The sequence below is a fragment of the Nonomuraea sp. NEAU-A123 genome (genome assembly GCF_018603905.1).
Lineage (GTDB): Bacteria > Actinomycetota > Actinomycetes > Streptosporangiales > Streptosporangiaceae > Nonomuraea.
This window is the reverse complement of record NZ_JAHFZZ010000006.1, coordinates 225601-244118: the sequence shown is the minus strand read 5'-3', so window position 1 is coordinate 244118 and position 18518 is coordinate 225601. Positions and strand designations below refer to the sequence as shown.

The following is an 18518-nucleotide window of genomic DNA, read 5'->3' as shown; positions in this document are numbered from 1 at the left end:
CTCCAGGGGACCATACGGGATCGTATTCCCAGGTGGGGGTGGGTATCGGTCGTGATCCCATCCCCATGTGATGTGCCTGGGGGTCAAAGTACGGCTGGACATCAGCGAAGGAGACGGCCCTGGCCGACGTGCTGGCCCGGATGTCCTCTTCTGACCATGCTCCCGGCCGCGCCGGGCCCGCCAGATGGCGGACCCGATCGAGTGGTTCTATGAGATTCGACGTTGAGGTGGCGCCCCGCGATGTGCTCAGCTGAGTGAGCAGTTCAATTGGGGTAGTGCGTTGGTGGTGTTGTTCCAGGTGGCGGTGAAGCCGAAGGTCGTGGACGCGCCGGCCGGCAGGTTGCCGTTGTAGCTCGCGTTGCGTGCGGTGACGGTGGCTCCGTTCTGGGTGAGTGTGGTGTTCCAGGATTGGGTGATCTGCTGGCCGTTGGCGAAGGTGAAGGTGGTCGTCCAGGCGGAGGAGGCGGCTGAGGAGTCGTTCTTCACCGTGATCTCGCCTTGGAAGGCGCCGCCCCACTGGGAGATCACCTTGTAGGTGGCGGTGCACCGGGCACCAGTGGTGGGGCTGGGTGAGGTCGGCGGGGTCACGCCGTTGAGTACCTGGGCGAGTGGCGGGTACCAGCGGTCGGCCATCTTCTGGAAGCCGGTGTCGTTGGGGTGGACTCCATCGCCGGTGTCGGTGACCGTGTTGAAGCCAGTCCATAGGTCGGCGACGACGATGGGCGACTGTGCGGTCGTGAGGCCGGCGGCCCAGCCCGGGATCGCGTTGTCGAGCGCCACCACGCTGGCCGCGCAGGTGGGGCAGCCGGACGGGTTCATGGGGATGATCTTGGCCACGATGATCTTCATGTTCGGGTTGTTCGCCCGCATCTGGCCGACCAGCTTGGTGTATGCGGCGAGGACGGTGCTGGTGGGGATGAAGCCGCCCCACATGTCGTTGGTGCCCAGGTGCATGAGGACGATGTCGGGCTTGGCCGCGTCCAGCCACGGCGGCAGTTGATTCTGGTCGGCGATGCCGGTCGCGGCGTAGCCGCCGTGGCCCTCGTTGTCGCCGTCGTAGGAGAACCCGTAGTTGCAGCCGCCGTCGGGGACGCTGCCGACGAAGTCGATGTTCGTGTATCCGGCTGTCTGTAAGTGGTTCCAGAGCAGGGCGCGCCAGCAGCCGGGCCCGGCGGTGATGGAGTCACCGAGCGGCATGATACGGACGGGGGCCGCCGCCGACCGTGCGGGCAGGGCGACGCCGAAGGCGACCGTCACGAGGAGCGCGGTGATGAAGGCGTACAGGTGGGATCTGCGACGCATGGCTGGCTCCAGGAAGAGAGCTCGGCCGGGCCCGCCGGCTGACGGACCCGGCCGAGCGGTTCTATGAGAGTGGGTTCTGGGTGAGCAGGTGTGCCTTGAAGCCCTCGCCGTAGGTGCTGGTGGGGGTGCCGCTGTAGTCGGTGATGAGCACGTTGCCCTGGCTGCAGCCCCATGGGTTCCAGGTCCAGGCCGTGTACCCGACGCCGTGCGCGTCGGCCCAGCTCATCACCTGGTCGATGTAGTCGTGGGCGCAGGAGTTCTGGCCGATCTCGCCGGCCTGCACCGGCACCTGTGCCGCGACGGCGCCGACCTGGCTGTTCCAGCAGGCGGTGTTGGAGCAGGTGTTGAAGTTGTAGGTGTGCCAGGCGGCCATCAGGTTGCCGGTCGGATCGGTCGGCTTGTAGGTCAGCCACTGGCTCAGGTCGTTGGACCAGGCCAGCCCGCCGAGCATGATCACATTGGTCGCGCCGGTGGCGCGTACCGTGTTGACCAGCGACTGCATGCCGGCCACCGGGTAGCCGATGCCGGTGCAGGTGCCGCCGTCGCGCCAGCACTTCCAGCCGGCGGTGGCGTCCCAGTTCGCGGCCGCGTCCGGGTAGGGCTCGTTGAACAGGTCGAAGACGACCGCGTTGTTGCTCTTGAAAGCGCCTGCCACCCCGGTCCAGAACGTCGGCGCGTACTGGGCATCGGGCATCGGCTTCTGGCAGGTCGCCGTGGTGTCCGAGCAGCCGGCGCCCTGGCCGGTGTACTGGCCGTAGTTCCAGTGCATCTCCACGATCGGCGTGATGCCGTTGGCGACCAGCAGGTTCACGTAGTCTTTGACGTTCTGCTGGTAGGTGGCGCCGCTGGGCGTGCCGTTGGTGCCGTTCCAGCACTCCTCGTTCAGCGGGATCCGGACCGTGTGGATGTTCCAGGCCTTCATCGCGTCGACCGAGGCCTGATCCACCGGGCCGCTGTCCCACATGCCCTTGCCCTGCACGCAGGCGAACTCGCCGCTGGCCCGGTTGACGCCCAGCAGACGGTAGGTGGCGCCGGCGGCGGTGACCAGCCGGTTCCCCGAGACGTGCAGAGCGGGTGCCGCGCCCCCTGTGCTGCCGTCGTTGTCGACCTCGGTGGCGTTCACCGTCACCGACGTCAAGCCGCTGGAGGTCACGGTGATCGGCCGGGTGCCGTTCGTGGTGTCGCTGTCCTCCGAAGCGCTCAACGTCACCGTTTGCGGGGTGTTCCAGTTGGACGTGGTGAAGGTCAGGGTGGCGCCGCCGGTCACGGTGATGTTGCTGTCACCGGTGCCCGCGGTGCTGGTGACCGTCACGTTGCCGCTCGGCTGGGCCTGCAGGCGGACCGTGAAGGCGCCGGTCCCGCCCTCGGGCACGTTCACGCTGGTGGAGGAGGCCACCAGTGCCTGCTGCGTCCCGCCGGCACCGGTGCCGGTGCATGAGACGCTGGGCGGGTTGTTGTTGACGCCACCGGTGTAGGTGCCGTTGAAGCCGACGGTCCAGGTCGCCCCGGTGCCTTTGGCGGCGTTGTAGGAGACCGGCTTGATGGTGATGACCGCGCCCGCCGGGGTGGGCGTCGCCGGGGTGGGTACGCCTTCCCACATCTGGGTGATCACCTGATTGTTGGGGAAGTCGAAGCTCAGGGTCCAGCTCGTCAGCGGGTCACCGGTGTTGGTCACCGTGATGGTGGCGCCGAACCCGCTGCCGCTGTCCCAGCTCTTGGTATAGGTGGCCGAACACGACACGGCGGCGTCGGCCGCGCTCTGGACGGTGGCGAGCCCGAATCCGGCCAGCAGTACGGCGACCGCGGCCGTCAAGGCTCTGCGCCACAAGCTCCGGCGGAATGGCATGAGGGTCCTCCGTGACGAAACCGATGGGTACACCGCTTTCTTGAAGCGGCCAAGCAGCGCCCGCCCCGTTTTGGGAGCGCTCCCAACGATCTGCTGAACCGGTTTACCTCGCAAGAGCGTCCCCCACCCGGAAGCGGGGCACCCACACCGACCTTGGACAAGACCGAGAACGCCGATGAAACTTTCACCACCGCGCCCGCCCGTGGCGCTCGCGGTGGTGACCCCCGTCCAGGGGAACGTGAAAGCTAGTCCGACACGATCAGGTTCGGATCCGCCAGGGACTGCATCACCTCGTCGGACATGTAGACCAGCGCCTGGAGCACGAGCGGATCGATGTAGCGGGCCTGGCCGGACGTGATGTCTCTCAGGACCGCTCTGTGTACGCGCCCTGACGTGTCGACCGATATCTCGATCGAAGCGAATTCGTTGCCGACCACTACTCCGTCGACGAAAGCATCGAGCGGCTCAGCGCGGCTGTCCGGCCGCTTCGAACCGTTGAGGCCAGTCATGGCACACCCCAAGATCAGATCAGGAACGTCATGTTGCCCAGCGGCTCGTCGGCGTCGAGCAACATCACTTTCTTACGGCGCAGTTTGAAGCCCGAAGGCGAGCGCCACAAGGTGTAGTGGCAGCGGGCGGCGTAGACCGACTTACGGCCCAGCCGCAGCTCGACCATGATCACCCGGGCGGTGACCTCGACGGTGTCGTCCGCACCCTGCGCGTCCACGACGCGGATGCTGCCGACCATCCGGCACACCTTCGACTGGGGCTCCTGCGAGTGAGCCCCTCCGGTCGTCAGCCGGAAGCAGCGTTCCTCGAGGCGGGCGCGATCGTCGTAGATGATCGAGACGTGCTTCGTCGGGTCGTAGTCGTCACGATTGCAGGGCACCCAATAGGTGCACGGATCGTCCCACAGCGCGAGCCACTCATCGTACGCGTTCGCGTCGGCCAGCTCGGCCTCAAGGAGCAGGAACTCGGTCACGTCGCCGAGCAAGGCCATGTCGGTCACTTCGCCTCGCCTTCGGTCCGGACGGCGACGTCGACCGCGCTCTCGGGACCCATGGCTCTCAGCCATGCCTGCATCTGCGCGCGCTGCGGCACCTCGTCGGTGACGTTGCCGACCAGCGAACCGTCCTCCTGAGGCGCGACCGTCAGCCCACGTCCGAGAACCAGCCACGGGATGTAGTCGGACTGCAGCCCGATCTGGTTGCGCTCGAAGACCTCGGTGTCGTCGGGGGTGCCGAAGCTGGCGACGCCGCTGAACCACTCGAAGGAGCGGATCCTCTCGGTGTTGATGGAGTCCGGGACACCGTCCAGCATCGCCGGATAGCTCATCACCTCGGTACGTCCCGCGGCGAGCGAGCGGATGACGCGTACCTGAGAACCGATCAGCTGCAGGTTCGGCCAGACGTGGATGTGCACGTCACGGGACCGGCGAATGACCTCGGGAGCCTCGTCTCCGTAGGTCTCGGTCATCAGGCGCATGTACTCCCGGCCGTCGTCGGTGTCGGGGATGTTGGCGGCGATCGACGTGTTCGACGCGGACCCGACGGCGACCTTGTCCTTCCCGGTCAGGTCCAGGCGGCAGTGACCGTTGCCCAGGTCCCAGCTCTCGTTCGACGACTTGTCGGAGTTGCCGGCGCCTCGGCTGTACGAAGCGCCCTGCTTGCGCTGGCGCAGGTCGAGCACCGTCTTGTGGGTGAAGTTGGTGTGGTAGCCGTCCATGCCCACGAACTTCCAGTTGCCCCAGAACGTCGACTTGGACGTGCCCGCCGACAGGCTCACGGTGGACAGAGGCGACGCCTTGACGAAGTCCTCCAGGTAGCCGGCCGCCTTGCCCAGATGCTCGGCCAGCGTGGGTCCTTCCTCGGCCATCGACGCGAAGATGAACCCCGCGACGGACCCGACGCGGGCGACCTTGGCGAGACCGAGCGAGCTCTTGTCGAAGTCGTCGCCGTATCGGGACGGGTAGGGAACGCCGACCAGATCACCCGAGGAGTTGTACGTCCAGCCGTGGTACGGGCAGCGGAAGAAGGACGCGTTGCCGTACTCCTCCATGCACACGGCGGCACCGCGGTGCCGGCAGCGGTTGAAGAAGACGCCGATCTCACCATCGGCGGCTCGCGAGACGATGACCTGCTTCTGGCCGATCCACTTCGTGCAGTAGTCGCCCGGCTGCGGAATCTCCGACTCATGCGCCACGAACATCCAGTAGCGATAAAATATGTTCTCGAGCTCGGCCTCGTAGATGTCTTCGCTGGTGAAGACCGCGGAGTGCACACGGCCCGGCTGAATCAGTTCAGCATATTGAGCCATAACTTAACCTTCTCTCTCACAACTCAAAGGTCTCTCACAACGTAAAGGTCGCCATGACCTCGTCCAGCGACGCCCGCGCGGCCAGTGAGCGACGCAACACGAGCATCCGCGACGGCGCGTTCAACCCGAAGGCGCCGACGAGGCCCTGATCGCGGACATACAACGCGACCAGGCTGTCGCCGGCTGGATCATCGAGCACGATCCGCACCTCGTCCTCGGCCCGCGGTCGGCCGACGATCTGCAGCCGGCTCCCGTACTGATCCGACCACACGTACGGAACCGGCGCGTAGGCGCGCGGATTGTCCGGATGCAGGATGTTCCACGCCACAACCCCCGCTTGCTCGACGGCGTTCGTCCAGTGCTCGATGCGCATCGACTCGGCGAACAGCTCGTTCGGCCAGCGTGCGACGTCACCGGCCGCGAAGACGTGCGGCGCGCTCGCGCGGCAGAACTCATCGCAGACGACGCCGTCGGCCACGTCGAGCCCCGAACCGGCCAGCCAGTCCGTGTGGGGAATCGCGCCGACGCCGACGACCACCACGTCACAGTCCAACGTCGTGCCGTCGTCGAGAACGACGCGCTTACCGCCCGCACCGTCATCGCCGACCTCCCGCACCGAGCGGCCCAGGACGAGCTGGACCCCCTTGCTCTCGTGCAGCCGCGCGAGCCGCTTGCCGACGAGGTCACCGAGAACCCGGCTGAGCGGAAACGCGTACGGCTCGACCACGGTGACGCTCGCCGATCTCGCAGCCGCCGCGGCGGCCACCTCCGAACCGATGAAACCGGCTCCCACGACCACGACCCGGACCGGACCGTCGATGGCGTCGCGAAGATCCAGGGCATCCCGCACCGTGCGCAGGTAGTGGACACCGGGGCCCGCCGGGGCCGTGGGCAGCCTCCGGGGCGCGGAGCCCGTGGCGATGACCAGGTCGGAGTACTCGATCACGGTGCCGTCGTCCAGGCGTACCGTGCGGGCGTCGACGTCGAGGCCGACGCCGCGGCAGCCCCGCCGCAGCTCGATCCGGGCCTTGTCCAGATCCGCCTGCGAGCGCAATCTGACCGACTCGGCGCTCTCACCTCCCGCGAGGACCTGCTTCGACAGCGCGGGACGGTCGTACGGGAGGTCCGGGCCCGCTTCCAGGACGGTGATGCTGCCCTCGAAGGAGAGCCGGCGCAGCCCCTCGGCGGTCCGCACACCGGCGATGGAACCACCGACGATCAGAACGTCACTGCGGTCGGTCATTCCTCCACTCCGATGGCCTCCGCCGGGCAGGCGAAGGCCGCAGTGCCCGCACGCTCCTCGTCGGCCTGGTCCACCGTCCCGTCACCGATGAGCTGCGCACGGTTGTCATCACCCATGCGGAACAGATCGGGCGCGAGGGCGATGCACTCGCCGAACCCGCAGCACTTCTCCACCTCGATGAACAGCTTCATGAAAACCCCACCCTCAAGCGCGACCGTAGCCGTACGGATTGACCCGGACGTCCACGACCACCGTGCCGCCCGCGCGGACCTCGTCGAATGCCTTGCTGAGCACCGGTTGCAGCTCACTCGGGTCCAGGACCGGCCCGTACGCCGACAGCCCGTGGCCACGAGCGATCGTCGCCAGGTCCGGGTCGGGGTCGCGCAGATGCTGCCCCACGGAGCGGTTCTCGACCGGACGCGAGCGCCTCTGCGCGACCTGCTGCTGGTGTCCCTCGTCGTTGAAGTACGACCGGTTGTTCGCGACGATCACCAGCAGCGGCAGCCGGTAGTGCGCCGCGGTCCAGAGTGCCGAGCTGCCCATCAGGTAGTCGCCGTCTCCCAGCACGGCGACCGGCACGCGGCCCGTCCCGTCCAGGGCCAGCGCGGCCCCGACGGCGATACCGGGCCCGGAACCGACACCACCGCCACCGTCGCGGCCCAGGTAGTCCAGCGGCTCGGCGAACAGCGCGTCCTCCGCGGACCATCCCAGCGGCAGCGTGGTGTAGGTGATCTTCCTGCTGCCGGCGGCCTCGCGGATCGCGGAGGCGAGGTCGGACATCAAGATGGGGTCGCCCTCGACCTCCGGGCGGCTGCTCGGCCGCGTCGCCGCCAACACCGGAGGCCAGTCAGGCCGCTCGACCGGCGGGATCTCGCCCACCCGGGCCAGCAGGGCCGAGACCATCTGGTCCGCGCCGGCCGTGACCTCCAGGTCCGAGGAGACCAGCGCGAAATGATCCTTGGTCCACCCGTTGAGCAGGGCTCCCAGGTTCTTGCAGGTGACCACCGTGGGCCGCGGGCCGTCTCCGAACGCCGCGGCGAGGGTTCCCGAGAGCTCCGTCCAGTTCAGGCTGAGGATCAGGTCGCTCTGCCGCACCAACTCGACGCCGGACTTGCTCAGCCGGCCCGCTCCGGGCTTGGCGGGGTGACTCGGATGCTCGGTGGGGAAGGCGGCCGGCATGCGCATGTCGGTCAGGCAGCAGACGCCCAGCGCCTCGACCAGGGCCACCCGCCGGTTCCACTCCTCCTCGGTGCGACCACTCCGCCCGAGCAGGATCAGTGGCCGCTCGGCCGAGGCGAGCATCGCGAGGATCTCGTCGACCGTGCCCGAGTCGGGCGCGGGGTCCGTGGCGACCGGGTACCGCTCGGGCTGCGGAATCTCGAGAGCGGCGCCGACCTCGCACTCCTGGATCTCCGAGTCCAGGCAGATGTAGACCGGGGCGGACGGCTCGGTCCGGGTGAGGAGGTTGCCGCGCATCAGCGACTCCAGCGCCGCCTCCACCGAGCCGGGCTGGTCGTCCCACTTCACGTAGTGGCGGACGATCGCCGCCTGGTCGGCGGAGGTGTGCACCCAGTCGATCCACGGCCGGCGCTTCGCGGCGTCCAGCGGCCCGGTCGCGCCGATCAGGACCATGGGGGCACGGTCGCAGTAGGCGTTGTAGATCGCCATCGCGGCGTGCATCAGACCCACGTTGCTGTGGAGTCCGACGAGCATCGGCCGGCCGGTCACCTTGGCGTACCCCTGCGCGATGGCGACGGAGTGCTCCTCGTGCAGGCACACGATCATCTGCGGCCCGGTGTTGCCGAGGTAGTTCACGAGGCTGTCGTGCAGTCCCCGGTAGCTCGAGCCGGGAACCATGGCGATGTAGGGCAGGTCAAGCCGGCTGAGCAGTTCGGCGATGGCGTCGCTGCCCCATTCCAGGGGAGGGCGTTCAGTAATCGGTACGTTGAGCGCTTCGGGCTTCACAGGGACTCCATTCGCAACTGCTCGAGGCGCTCACACACGGACGTGCACCGTCTTCGTCTCGGTGTAGCTGAGCATCTCGTCGAAGCACTCTTCACGCCCGGTGCCGGAGTTCTTGAAGCCGCCGAACCCGGTGCCGAGGAAGTGCCGCGACACGCCGTTCACCCAGACGTAGCCGGCGCGGACCTCGCGCGAGGCTCGCATGGCCAGCTTCAGGTCGTTGGTCCAGATGGACGCGGTCAGGCCGTATTCGACGTCGTTGGCCAGCTCTATCGCCTCGTCGACGTCCCGGTAGCGGATCAGGGACATCACCGGGCCGAAGATCTCTTCCCGGAAGATGCGCATCTGCGGGGTGACGTCGGCGAAGACCGTCGGGCGGATCCAGTAGCCGCGCTCGAACTCGGCACCTTCCGGACGGGTGCCGCCGGCGACCAGGCGCGCGCCGTCCTCGATTCCCGCCTGGATGTAGCGGAGGGTCTTGTCGTACTGGGCCCGCGAGTTCATCGGGCCCGCGCCGGTCTCCTCCTTGGCCGGGTCTCCCTGGACGATCGTCGCGACCTTCGCGACCACGCGCTCGAGGACGGCGTCATAGAGCGAGTCCGGGAGCAGGATCCGGCTCATCGAGCCGCAGGACTGCCCCATCCAGGCGAAGTTCATGCCGGCGACCGCGTTCGACGCGACCTCGTCGGGATCGGCGTCGGGGAACACGATCATCGGGTTCTTGCCGCCCAGTTCGAGACTGACGTGTTTGACGGCCACCTCGGCGGCCGCGCGCTGGATCGCCATTCCCGTCGGCACGGAGCCGATGAAGGAGATCCGCTTCACCAGCGGGTGACGCACCAGCGGGACACCGGCGCCGGCGCCGTCACCGGTCACGATGTTGACCACCCCGGCCGGGAGCGTCTCCCGGACGATCTCGGCGAGTATGGTCGCCGACAAGGGAGACTGCTCCGATGGCTTGATCACCACGCAGTTGCCCGCCATGAGCGGGGCCCCGAACTTCGCGGCGAACAGGATCGGGTGGTTGAACGGGACGATCCGCCCCACCACCCCGTAAGGCTGGCGGACGGAGTAGTGCAGCGCATCGGCGCTGGCCGGAATCGTCTCACCCTTGAGCTCGGTCCCAAGACCGGCGAAGTACTCGATCCCCCGCACCGCGCTCGCGACGTCATGACGGAGCTTGGCGATGCTGTTGCCGGTGTCGCGGACCTCGACGTCGAGGATGCGCTTCCCCTCTTCCCGCAGGCGCTGCGCGTAGCCGCGCAGCGCTTGGGCACGTTCGGTCATCGACAGTCCGGCCCACGCGTCGAAGGCGCCCAGCGCGGCCTGCACCGCCGCGTCCACGTCCTCCGGTCCGGCAGCCGGCACCCGGCCGATGACCTCCTCGTTGGCCGGGTTCACCGACTCCAACCAGTTCGAGGTACGGCTCTCCACAAGCTCGCCGCCGATGAGCATCCGGCCATCAATGAATTCCGACACCTGTACTCCTTGTTTTCAAGCCGGGATCTGACCACGCTCGTGGGTGCGGGGCCGCCCCCGCACCCACATACGTCCTACTTCAGGTCCACGAAGATCTTGCGCCAGTCGTCCGGCACGGGCTGGCCCGTCTTCTTCATGAAGGTGACCAGCCTCTCGGCAGCCTCCGCCTTGACCTCAGGCTGCTTCGCGATGGCATTGCCGTCGCGCTGGTCCTGAACGCCCTTCAGCACGGCCTCCTTGGGGCTGCCCTTGAAGTGCGCGTTGTAGACCCACTCGTCGACCGTTTTGGAGTCGTCGTAGACCAGCTTCTGCGCCTCCCCGAGAGCCTTCCTGAAGTCTTCGATGAGCTTGCCGTTGTTCTTGTAGAAGTCCGGGGTGACCGCGACGACCGAGGTCAGGGTGTTGGTCACCTCAGGCACCTCACCACCGCTGACGTCGATGAAGACATGGGCGTAACCCTCGGCCTCCGCCACCTGCGGGTAGGGCGAACCCATACTGCCCGCGACGACCTTCTGGCTCTTGAGTGCGGCCAGAATCCCGGGGGCGGAGCCCAGCGAGTTCATCTTGAACTCCTTGTCGGACAGGCCGGCCAACTGGAACATGTACCTGGCCATGTAGCTGCTCGACCCCTGGGGGCTGGAGACGCCCCACGACTTGCCGACGAGGAACTTCATCTTGTCCTTCAGCGGCGAGTCGTCCTTCAGGCCGCTCTCCTTCCACGCGGCGGCACTGACGAGGACCGACTCGGGGAATCCGTTCCCGATCTGCGCGATGATCGGGAACTCCTGGCCCTGCTGCAGGGCGGCCACCGGGTTCACCGACGAGGTGATCGCCATGTCGGTGCTACCGCCGAGGGTCGCCTGCAGGCCGGCGGCGCCGTGGACCTCCACGAACTCCGTCTCGATGTTGTACTTCTTGAAGATGCCGGTGCCCTGTGCGTACAGGACGGCCGAGTTCATGGTCGAGATGAACGGCGCCGCGATCCGGATCTTCCGGTTGCCGGTCTTGGCGTCCGCCGTGATCGTCCCACCGCCGCCGCTGCCACAGGCGGTCAGGACCATGGCCCCGAGCAACACGCCCGAGGTGATACGCGCCAGCCGGTGCGTCCACCCCGCGTTTGACCTGGTCATCCTCGTACTCCTTCGCCTTGCCACAGCGCCACCTTGCGCTGGATCGCCCGCAGAACCGAATCGATGATCATTGCCGTGAGGGTGATCGTCAGCACCGCGACGAGCACTCCCGCGGAGTCGTAGCGCTGGCCGGAGTCGAGAGCCAGGTGACCCAGGCCCTCCGATGACGCCACGAACTCGCCGACCACCGCGCCGATCAGCGCGATGGGGAACGCGACACGAAGGCTGGTGAGCAGCCAGGTCGTCGCCGCGGGAAGATACAGACCGGTGAGGATCTGGCGCTGGCTCGCGCCCATCAACCGGAACTGGTCGAGCAGGTTGCGATCGATGTGCCGGGTGGCGTTCCACACGTTGTAGAAGATCACCCACATGCACGAGAACGTCGCGACGAACACTTTCATGGTGAGGTCGACGCCGACCCAGACCACGATGAGCGGTGACAACATGATCTTCGGCGTCGAGTAGAGCATGGCGGCGAACGGCGCGATGACCCGCGAGACGGACTCGTAGATGCCGAAGAGCAGGCCCAGCGTGCTGCCGATCAGCGCGCCGATCGCGAAACCGATGCCGCAGGCCTGCATGGTGTAGGCCAGGTCCGACAGGAGCTTGCCGCCCTGCATGAACTCGCCGAAGCGTTCGAGGACCAGTGTCGGACTCGAGACGATGAACACGGGGAAGATCCGGCCGCTGGCGAACTGCCAGGTTGAGCAGAAGACCACCACGATGGCGATCCGGATGGCCCAGAGCCTGACCTGATCGAGCACTCGCTCCCGACGATGGTCCTGCCCGTCCACCGGCGTGGCCGTATCAGACGTCGCTCTGGACGCCGACTTGGGCGCCACTGTCGTCATGAGATTTCCCTCCCGCCGCGGGTCGCGGCAGTCATGGCGTGGTCGCCGTCATGTTCCGAAGCGGAGTGGCTCAGAGCGACGCCGTCGTCCGACAGGTTGCCGGCGATCGTCTTCCACAGCCTGGCTTCGTGCGCCGCGTACGCCGGCGACTGCCGGAGCTCGACAGGCGAGACCCCGCGCGGGAGATCCTCGAGCTTGTCGATCTGGTCGATCCTCCCTGGCGCTCCCGCCATGGCGACCACCTCGTCACCGATGGTCAGCGCCTCGGTCAGGTCGTGGGTCACGAAGATCGTGGTGAGGTCGGTCCCCTCGATCCGGGACTTCAGGAACTCCTGCATCCGCACCCGGAGCACGGCGTCGAGGGCACCGAACGGCTCGTCCATGAGCAGCAGCGTCGGCGCGGTGACCAGTGTGCGCGCGAGCTGGACGCGCTGCCGCATGCCTCCGGAGAGCTCTCGCGGGTAACGGTTGAGCCAATCACCGAGACCGACGCTCGCCGCCATTTCGGCCGCTCTCTCGCGCCGCTCCGCTCGCGACACGCCATTGAGCTTGAGCGGAAGCGCGATGTTACCCAGGACCGTCTTCCAGGGCAGCAGCGTCTCCCGCTGGGTGACGTACCCGATCCCCTGGTGGAGCTTGTTCCATTCCTTGCCCTGGTACCGGAATGTCCCACCGGTCACCTTCAACAGGCCCGAGCACACGTGCAGCAGTGTGGACTTGCCACACCCGCTGGGTCCGACCACGCATACGAAGCGTCCCTTGGACACGGTGAGGTTGACATCCACCACAGCAGGACGGATCACCCCCTTGCCGGGGTAAGACACCGTCACATCCTTGAACTCCACCACGGGCACCTCAGTGTTGCCGGTGCCGGGCTCTACAGGCGAAGCGTCGCCCAATTCTCAGTCCTCCTCAGCCTGCCTCGTCTGCCTGAGCAGCCGGGGAACGTCCTCTCCGATACGAGGTTCCTGGGATCCACGAACGGTTGCTGTCCTCGTGCTTGTGCGGTGCCGGCTGCCGGAGTCTGCGACCGTGCCCTTGCTCGGAGTCCGTAACGGCCCAGCTCAACGCCGTAACAGGTCCAGGTGTATACAGATTACTGATGCCGGAACGTGTGTCAAGAGTTACATCCAGATTGCTGGCTGGCAACTGTATACTCTTGCCACATAAGTCAATCTCCAAGATCGGAGGCCGGGAATGACACTGCGGCTGCGCGGCACGTTCTCCCCCAACCGGCGTGTGGCACCGCTCGTCGACGGCACCATCCAGCCGACGGGCATGGAGATCACGTGGGAGGGCGGCAAAGCGGGCGACCTGCACTCGATGCATCTCCGCGACAGCGCGCACGACGTGTTCGAGTTCTCCATCTCGAACTTCATGGTCACCCGCGAGCGGCCGAAGGACCTGTGGGATTGGGTGCTGATCCCGGTCTTCGCCAGCAAGGCCACACTCGGGCTGAACACGTGGGTCAACACCAACGCGGGCATCGAGAGCGGCGCCGACCTGAAGGGCAAGAAGTTCGGGATCCCTGACTACACCATGACCGCGGGCCTCTGGTTCCGCGCGCAGCTCGAGGTGCTCTGGGGCATCCGGCCCCAGGACATCGAGTGGTACATCGGACGGCAGGGCGAGGAGAGCCACGGCCGGCAGATGGGCCTCGAATCGAATCCCCCCAAAGGCGTCACCCTGCACTGGACCGGCGACGGCGCGGTGAATCGCATGCTCCAGGCCGGGGAGCTGGACGCCTCGTTCCCCGCGGGCGGGACCGCGATCGACACCTCGACGGGCAAGGTGGCGCGGCTCTTCCCGGATGGGGGCCGTCAGTTCATGGCGGACTTCGCGCGGAAGACCGGTTTTCTGCCGGTCAACCACGCCGTGCTCGTCCAGCGTCGCCTCGTCGAGAAGGAGCCGTGGGTGCCCGAGGCGCTTTTCGCGGCGTTCGAAGCCGCCAAGCAGGAGGCGTACCGGCGCGACCGCAAGGCCGCCGGCGTCTTCCTCGATGGGAATGACGACATGGACTGGCAGGCTTCGGCCTTCGGGGCGGACCCGTTTCCGTACGGGTTCGCCGCCAACAAGGCGATGCTGGACCTGGCCGCGCGGCAGTCGAACCTGGACGGACTGACGACCACCCACTGGGACGTCGAACAGTTCGTCGCGGAGAGCCTCCGCGATACGTGACAGCACAGGCCGGCACGTCGGCCGAGGGTGATGATCCTCGGCCGACGTGCTCACGGCTCGCCGCGCCCGGGGGCCGCGAACCTCAGGCGATGGAGTTGGCCAGGTCGGCGACGCTGCTCTCCCCTCCGCTCTCCTTGGCCGTCCGCGTGAGTGGCGTGTCCGAGGTGGCCCCCAGCGGCGCGTTCTTGGCCAGCCCCGGACTGCCCGCCTGCCACACGTCACGCGTGATCGGCGAGCCCTCCAGCAGGCGGGGCCGGTGGTCCGGGTCGACGATGTCGTGCTCGGTGCAGAACTCGAAGGAGATGCCGGTCATCGGGTCGGCGATGTAGACGCTGATCGAGCCGGACGCGGCGTGCCGGAGCACGTCCTTCTGGAGCTGCGCGCCCTGACGCAGGGCGATGTTCCTGGCCCGCATCACGTCGTCGATGTTCTCCACGAGGATGCAGAAGTGGTCCATGGACGCGGCGCGCTGGGGGCTCGAACGGAAGATGCCGAGCGAGTGGTGGTAGTTGTTCGCCGACCGCATGAACACCGCGTTGCGCTTGATCCAGTCCGACGCCCGGAACCCGAGGACGTCGGCATAGAACCGATGCGCCGCGACGGGGTCCGCCGAGAACCACACCGCGTGCAGCATCTCCGTCATGCGCACGACGTCCTGGGTCGGCTTCACGGCCCGGCACAGCATGTCGGTGTAGGCGTCGATCTCGACCCCGTCGGGGTCGACGAACCGGAGACCGCGGTCGACCCCGTCGCCTTCCAGGTCGCCGATCTCCTGCCACCGGATGCCGCGCTCGTCCAGCCGGTTCGCGACGTCGGACAACGCCTCGTCATTGGCGAGTTGGAAGCCCACGCGCATCAGCCCGCGCCGGTGCTGGTTCTCCTCCAACCGCAGCCAATGGTGGTCGTAGCCGCCGCCGAGGAAGCTTGCCGCGTCCGAGGAGTCGTGCACGGTGAGATGGCCGACGTTCGAGTAGAACTTCGTCGACTCGGCAAGGTCCGGGACACCCATCACGACGTATCCAAGACGCTCTACTGACTGCTCCATGGTTCCTCCGGTTTTTGCCTACTACGGATAGTTTGCAGGCAATTGGGCGATTCTTGGCGCACCTTCCACGGCGGGGCCCCTCAGGACTCCCAACGATGAATGGTGACTTGACGCGTGCAAAGTTGTCACTAGAGTGTATACAGTTGTCGCGTTCGTCAAGGCCGGGTGCTGATCGGCCGACTCCGCTCTATACGACCGCCGCGTCTATACGACCGCTGCGCCGCTTCCTGAGGGATCGCCCATGACTCTTCTGCTTGATGACCGCTCGGTGAGCAGCGTCCTCGATCCGGCCTCGCTCGTCGAGGCGATCGACCGCGCCATCCGGATCGATGCGCAGGCCCCCGCCGACATTCCCGGGCGGGTGAACCTCGCGGGTGGTGGCCGGTTCTTCCGCGTCATGCCCGCTGTTGTGCCCCATGCGGGTGTCATGGGGCTCAAGACGTTCTTCGGCGGCAACGGCGTGGGCGTCCGCTACCTGATCATGCTCGCCTCCATCGAGACCGGCGAGGTTCTGGCGACGATGGACGCCTGCTACCTGACAGCGGCGCGGACCGCCGCGACCAGCGCGGTCGCCGCGCGGGCCCTCGGGGTGAAGGCGACACGCCTCGGCGTTCTCGGGTCCGGGCTGGAGGCCGAGACACACCTGCGTACCTTCGCCGCGGTGAACGAGATCGACGAGGTCAAGGTGTTCAGCCCGAACCCGGCGAGCCGGGAGCGACTCGCCGGCCGCCTGCGCGAGGAGCTCGACCTGTCGATAGTGCCGGCCGCCACGGCCGCGGAGGCCTGCGCCGACGTCGACCATGTGATCACCGCGACGAACACCGGCTACGGAGGCCCGATCGCGTGTGAGTCCGCATGGCTCCGTCCCGGCCTGCACATCAGCGCGATCGGCTCCACCCACCGCGACCTGCGCGAGCTCGACACGGCCGTCTTCAGGCGGGCGGGCACCCTCGTCTTCGACGCCGATCCGGAGCAGATCGCGGATGAGTCCGGCGACATCCGGGAGTTCGTCGACGAGGGCGGCAGCCTCAGCACCGTCCTGCGCCTCAGCGACCTGCTGCAGGGCAAGGCGTCGCTTCCCGAGGACCCGCAGGGGGACCTCACCATCTTCAAGTCCGTCGGAACCGCTCTCCAGGACCTCGTCGCCGCCGAGCTGGTGTACCGACGCTCGGTCGAGGCCGGTCTCGGGACCAACTGGGACGACCTGGCCATACCCAAGAGCCGCCGCTGACCACCCGACATCTCACAACACGAGGAGACTGAATCACACATGACGAGCGCTATCGGCAAGAACGACGTGCGGGACTGGGCCCATGAGCACTTTCACGGCGTCAACAACGTGGTCATCCCGAGCTTCTCGGCCGACCTGACCCGCCTGAACGAACGCGGCATCCGCCATGACGTCCGACGGGTGATCGAGCTCGGGTTCACGGGCACGCTGCTCGTCAGCGAGGTCAACATCACCCTCGACGAGTACATCCGCTTCACCGAGATCGCACACGACGAGGCCGGGGACCGGCTCAACCTGATCTTCCACGCGTCGTTCAACACGCTGGAGGAGAACATCGTCGCCGCGCGGCGTGCCGCGGCCGCCGGAGCCCGCCTCGCGCTGTTGTCGTACCCGCCGTGCTTCTACCCGAAGTCCCTGCAGGAGCTCCACGACTACACCAAGGCGTTCTGCGACGCGACCGACCTGGCCGTCATCCTCTTCCCGATGACGCACTGGGGCTTCGAGCGGCTCCACTCCGCCTCGTTGCCGATCGACATGCTCGCCGATCTGGTCGACGCCGCGCCGAACGTCGTCTCGATCAAGGCCGAAGGCGGGTTCCCGTCGGTCGCCGGCTTCGCGCACGCCTGGCACCGGCTCTCGGAGAAGGTGCTGATCACCATGCCGATCATCCAGGAGGCCATCGCGCTGGCCGCACTCGTCCCCCTGCGGGTGATCGCGACCTCCAACACCGAGTACTACGGCGACACCGCTCCGCGGATGCTGGCCCTGGCCCGGGAGGGCAAGGTCGACCAGGCCATGGATCTGCTCTGGAAGATCGCCCCCGCATGGCGGGCCAACGGCAACGTCGCGCCGGTCCCCCACGCCCACTCCGTGAACCGGGCCGCGTGGAAGTACCAGGCGTGGCTCGCGGGCTTCAACGGCGGGCCGATGCGTGTACCGGCGAACCGCCTGCACAGCGGCGAGATGGCGGCGTTCCGGCGAGCGCTGGTGGACTCGGGGCTGTGGGTGACGGACGACCCGGACGAGGAGTACTTCGTCGGCCGCAACCTGGAGTGAACGCGAGGTCGCGGTGATCTCCTCAATGATTGGTTTCTGGAAACTGTATACGCCTGACATATATACTCCGGGAATGCCGAAGAAGTCGACAACCCCTCCGATGGGCGGCAGGGAGCGCGATAGCCTCAACCGGACGTCCACGGGCGCAGGCATGGATGCCGTCTCACGTACGACGCTGGGAGACCGCGTCTACGAGCGTGTCCATGACGCCATCATTCGCGGAGAGATCCCGGCCGGGACCGAGATCAACCAGGTCGAGCTCGCCAACAACCTCGGCGTGAGCCGGGTGCCGGTGCGTGAGGCCTTGCGAAGGCTTCAGGCAGAACGCCTGCTCGACGCCAACCCCTTCCAACGCTACGTCGTCACGAAGCTCTCCCGGGAGCAGGTGCTTGAGCTCTTCGACCTGCGTCAGACGTTGGAGACCTTCGCCACGCTCCGTGCGCGATCACGGCCCAAGTACCTCGACGTGGACCTTCCAGCGGCCCGGGCCGCCGCGAGTGCCATGGATCTGGGCATGTCGGCCGAGGAGTGGCTCCAGGCGGACATGCAGTTCCATCGCTCGCTCCACGGTCGCGGCTCCGCGGTGTCCACCATCATCGACGAGGTACGGTTCCGGATCTATCGCTACGTCCACCTGGCCGCTCCGGATCTCCCGCGCCGCAAGGAGGTGCTCGCCGAGCACCAGGCCATCCTCAAGGCCGTGGAGCGGGGCGACGAGGACGAGATCCGCGCCGAGATAGAGGCCCATGTCGGGCACACCCGTGACCGGCTCGTCCGCATGAGCTGGGTCGAGGACGGCAGCGAGCACCCCGGCGCCTGAGATCGGCTCTGAGACCGGTCTCACGCCGAGCCCTTCTGAGACCGGCCTCACACCAAGCC

Annotated in this window: 17 protein-coding genes; 4 read left to right on the top strand and 13 right to left on the bottom strand. The window is 67.2% G+C overall.

What is annotated here, in order from left to right; genetic code table 11:
- Positions 1–246: 246 nt before the first annotated feature.
- From KLK06_RS20275 to KLK06_RS20220, 12 genes are all read right to left on the bottom strand, one after another.
- A complete protein-coding gene (locus KLK06_RS20275) occupies positions 247–1302 on the bottom strand; it encodes a cellulose binding domain-containing protein (protein WP_214637099.1) in 1056 nt (351 codons plus the stop codon).
- 61 nt (positions 1303–1363) lie between these two features.
- Positions 1364–3148 carry a cellulase family glycosylhydrolase gene (locus KLK06_RS20270; RefSeq protein ID WP_214637097.1) on the bottom strand — a complete coding sequence of 595 codons (1785 nt, stop codon included), beginning with the start codon at positions 3146–3148 and terminating at the stop codon, positions 1364–1366.
- Between the two features lie 245 nt (positions 3149–3393).
- Positions 3394–3657 carry a hypothetical protein gene (locus KLK06_RS20265; protein WP_214637096.1) on the bottom strand — a complete coding sequence of 88 codons (264 nt, stop codon included), beginning with the start codon at positions 3655–3657 and terminating at the stop codon, positions 3394–3396.
- A 14-nt stretch (positions 3658–3671) separates the two neighbouring features.
- Entirely contained in the window at positions 3672–4148 is a 477-nt protein-coding gene (locus tag KLK06_RS20260; RefSeq protein ID WP_250905791.1) for an aromatic-ring-hydroxylating dioxygenase subunit beta, read from the bottom strand.
- 5 nt (positions 4149–4153) lie between these two features.
- Positions 4154–5464 (bottom strand): aromatic ring-hydroxylating dioxygenase subunit alpha, encoded by a 1311-nt coding sequence (locus tag KLK06_RS20255; RefSeq protein WP_214637094.1) that lies wholly within the window; start codon positions 5462–5464, stop codon positions 4154–4156.
- A gap of 34 nt (positions 5465–5498) precedes the next feature.
- A complete protein-coding gene (locus tag KLK06_RS20250) occupies positions 5499–6707 on the bottom strand; it encodes an NAD(P)/FAD-dependent oxidoreductase (RefSeq protein WP_214637093.1) in 1209 nt (402 codons plus the stop codon).
- Complete coding sequence (locus KLK06_RS20245; protein ID WP_214637092.1) at positions 6704–6898, bottom strand: ferredoxin; 195 nt, start codon at positions 6896–6898, stop codon at positions 6704–6706. The genes KLK06_RS20250 and KLK06_RS20245 overlap by 4 nt, the downstream gene beginning before the upstream one ends.
- 13 nt (positions 6899–6911) lie before the next feature.
- Positions 6912–8672: a thiamine pyrophosphate-binding protein gene (locus KLK06_RS20240; protein ID WP_214637091.1), complete on the bottom strand. Its 1761-nt coding sequence runs from the start codon at positions 8670–8672 to the stop codon at positions 6912–6914.
- Positions 8673–8702: 30 nt separating this feature from the next.
- Complete coding sequence (locus tag KLK06_RS20235) at positions 8703–10148, bottom strand: aldehyde dehydrogenase family protein (protein ID WP_214637090.1); 1446 nt, start codon at positions 10146–10148, stop codon at positions 8703–8705.
- A gap of 74 nt (positions 10149–10222) precedes the next feature.
- Positions 10223–11278: an ABC transporter substrate-binding protein gene (locus KLK06_RS20230; RefSeq protein ID WP_214637089.1), complete on the bottom strand. Its 1056-nt coding sequence runs from the start codon at positions 11276–11278 to the stop codon at positions 10223–10225.
- Entirely contained in the window at positions 11275–12129 is an 855-nt protein-coding gene (locus KLK06_RS20225; protein WP_214637088.1) for an ABC transporter permease, read from the bottom strand. The genes KLK06_RS20230 and KLK06_RS20225 overlap by 4 nt, the downstream gene beginning before the upstream one ends.
- On the bottom strand, positions 12126–12974 hold the full coding sequence (locus tag KLK06_RS20220; protein ID WP_214637087.1) for an ABC transporter ATP-binding protein: 849 nt from the start codon (positions 12972–12974) through the stop codon (positions 12126–12128). The genes KLK06_RS20225 and KLK06_RS20220 overlap by 4 nt, the downstream gene beginning before the upstream one ends.
- A 352-nt stretch (positions 12975–13326) precedes the next feature.
- Here KLK06_RS20220 and KLK06_RS20215 point away from each other — a divergent pair, with 352 nt between their 5' ends.
- Positions 13327–14307 (top strand): hypothetical protein, encoded by a 981-nt coding sequence (locus KLK06_RS20215; RefSeq protein ID WP_214637086.1) that lies wholly within the window; start codon positions 13327–13329, stop codon positions 14305–14307.
- Positions 14308–14389: 82 nt separating this feature from the next.
- On the opposite strand, the gene KLK06_RS20210 is transcribed toward KLK06_RS20215, so the two are convergent.
- Positions 14390–15352, bottom strand: a complete 963-nt coding sequence (locus KLK06_RS20210; RefSeq protein WP_214637085.1) for a VOC family protein — start codon at positions 15350–15352, stop codon at positions 14390–14392.
- A gap of 241 nt (positions 15353–15593) precedes the next feature.
- Here KLK06_RS20210 and KLK06_RS20205 point away from each other — a divergent pair, with 241 nt between their 5' ends.
- The 3 genes from KLK06_RS20205 to KLK06_RS20195 all read left to right on the top strand — a co-directional run bounded on the left by KLK06_RS20205 (position 15594) and on the right by KLK06_RS20195 (position 18459).
- Positions 15594–16583, top strand: coding sequence for an ornithine cyclodeaminase family protein (locus KLK06_RS20205; RefSeq protein ID WP_214637084.1), 990 nt, complete (start codon positions 15594–15596; stop codon positions 16581–16583).
- Positions 16584–16622: 39 nt separating this feature from the next.
- Entirely contained in the window at positions 16623–17639 is a 1017-nt protein-coding gene (locus KLK06_RS20200) for a dihydrodipicolinate synthase family protein (RefSeq protein ID WP_214637083.1), read from the top strand.
- Positions 17640–17790: 151 nt separating this feature from the next.
- Entirely contained in the window at positions 17791–18459 is a 669-nt protein-coding gene (locus KLK06_RS20195; RefSeq protein WP_214637082.1) for a GntR family transcriptional regulator, read from the top strand.
- The last annotated feature ends 59 nt before the right edge of the window (positions 18460–18518 follow it).

Coding starts and splice junctions, on each gene's coding strand:
- KLK06_RS20200 (WP_214637083.1), top strand. CDS start 16,623: ATGACGAGCGCTATCGGCAAGAACGACGTGCGGGACTGGGCCCATGAG.
- KLK06_RS20265 (WP_214637096.1), bottom strand. CDS start 3,657: ATGACTGGCCTCAACGGTTCGAAGCGGCCGGACAGCCGCGCTGAGCCG.
- KLK06_RS20275 (WP_214637099.1), bottom strand. CDS start 1,302: ATGCGTCGCAGATCCCACCTGTACGCCTTCATCACCGCGCTCCTCGTG.
- KLK06_RS20250 (WP_214637093.1), bottom strand. CDS start 6,707: ATGACCGACCGCAGTGACGTTCTGATCGTCGGTGGTTCCATCGCCGGT.
- KLK06_RS20225 (WP_214637088.1), bottom strand. CDS start 12,129: ATGACGACAGTGGCGCCCAAGTCGGCGTCCAGAGCGACGTCTGATACG.
- KLK06_RS20230 (WP_214637089.1), bottom strand. CDS start 11,278: ATGACCAGGTCAAACGCGGGGTGGACGCACCGGCTGGCGCGTATCACC.
- KLK06_RS20260 (WP_250905791.1), bottom strand. CDS start 4,148: ATGGCCTTGCTCGGCGACGTGACCGAGTTCCTGCTCCTTGAGGCCGAG.
- KLK06_RS20215 (WP_214637086.1), top strand. CDS start 13,327: ATGACACTGCGGCTGCGCGGCACGTTCTCCCCCAACCGGCGTGTGGCA.
- KLK06_RS20245 (WP_214637092.1), bottom strand. CDS start 6,898: ATGAAGCTGTTCATCGAGGTGGAGAAGTGCTGCGGGTTCGGCGAGTGC.
- KLK06_RS20270 (WP_214637097.1), bottom strand. CDS start 3,148: ATGCCATTCCGCCGGAGCTTGTGGCGCAGAGCCTTGACGGCCGCGGTC.
- KLK06_RS20210 (WP_214637085.1), bottom strand. CDS start 15,352: ATGGAGCAGTCAGTAGAGCGTCTTGGATACGTCGTGATGGGTGTCCCG.
- KLK06_RS20195 (WP_214637082.1), top strand. CDS start 17,791: ATGGATGCCGTCTCACGTACGACGCTGGGAGACCGCGTCTACGAGCGT.
- KLK06_RS20255 (WP_214637094.1), bottom strand. CDS start 5,464: ATGGCTCAATATGCTGAACTGATTCAGCCGGGCCGTGTGCACTCCGCG.
- KLK06_RS20205 (WP_214637084.1), top strand. CDS start 15,594: ATGACTCTTCTGCTTGATGACCGCTCGGTGAGCAGCGTCCTCGATCCG.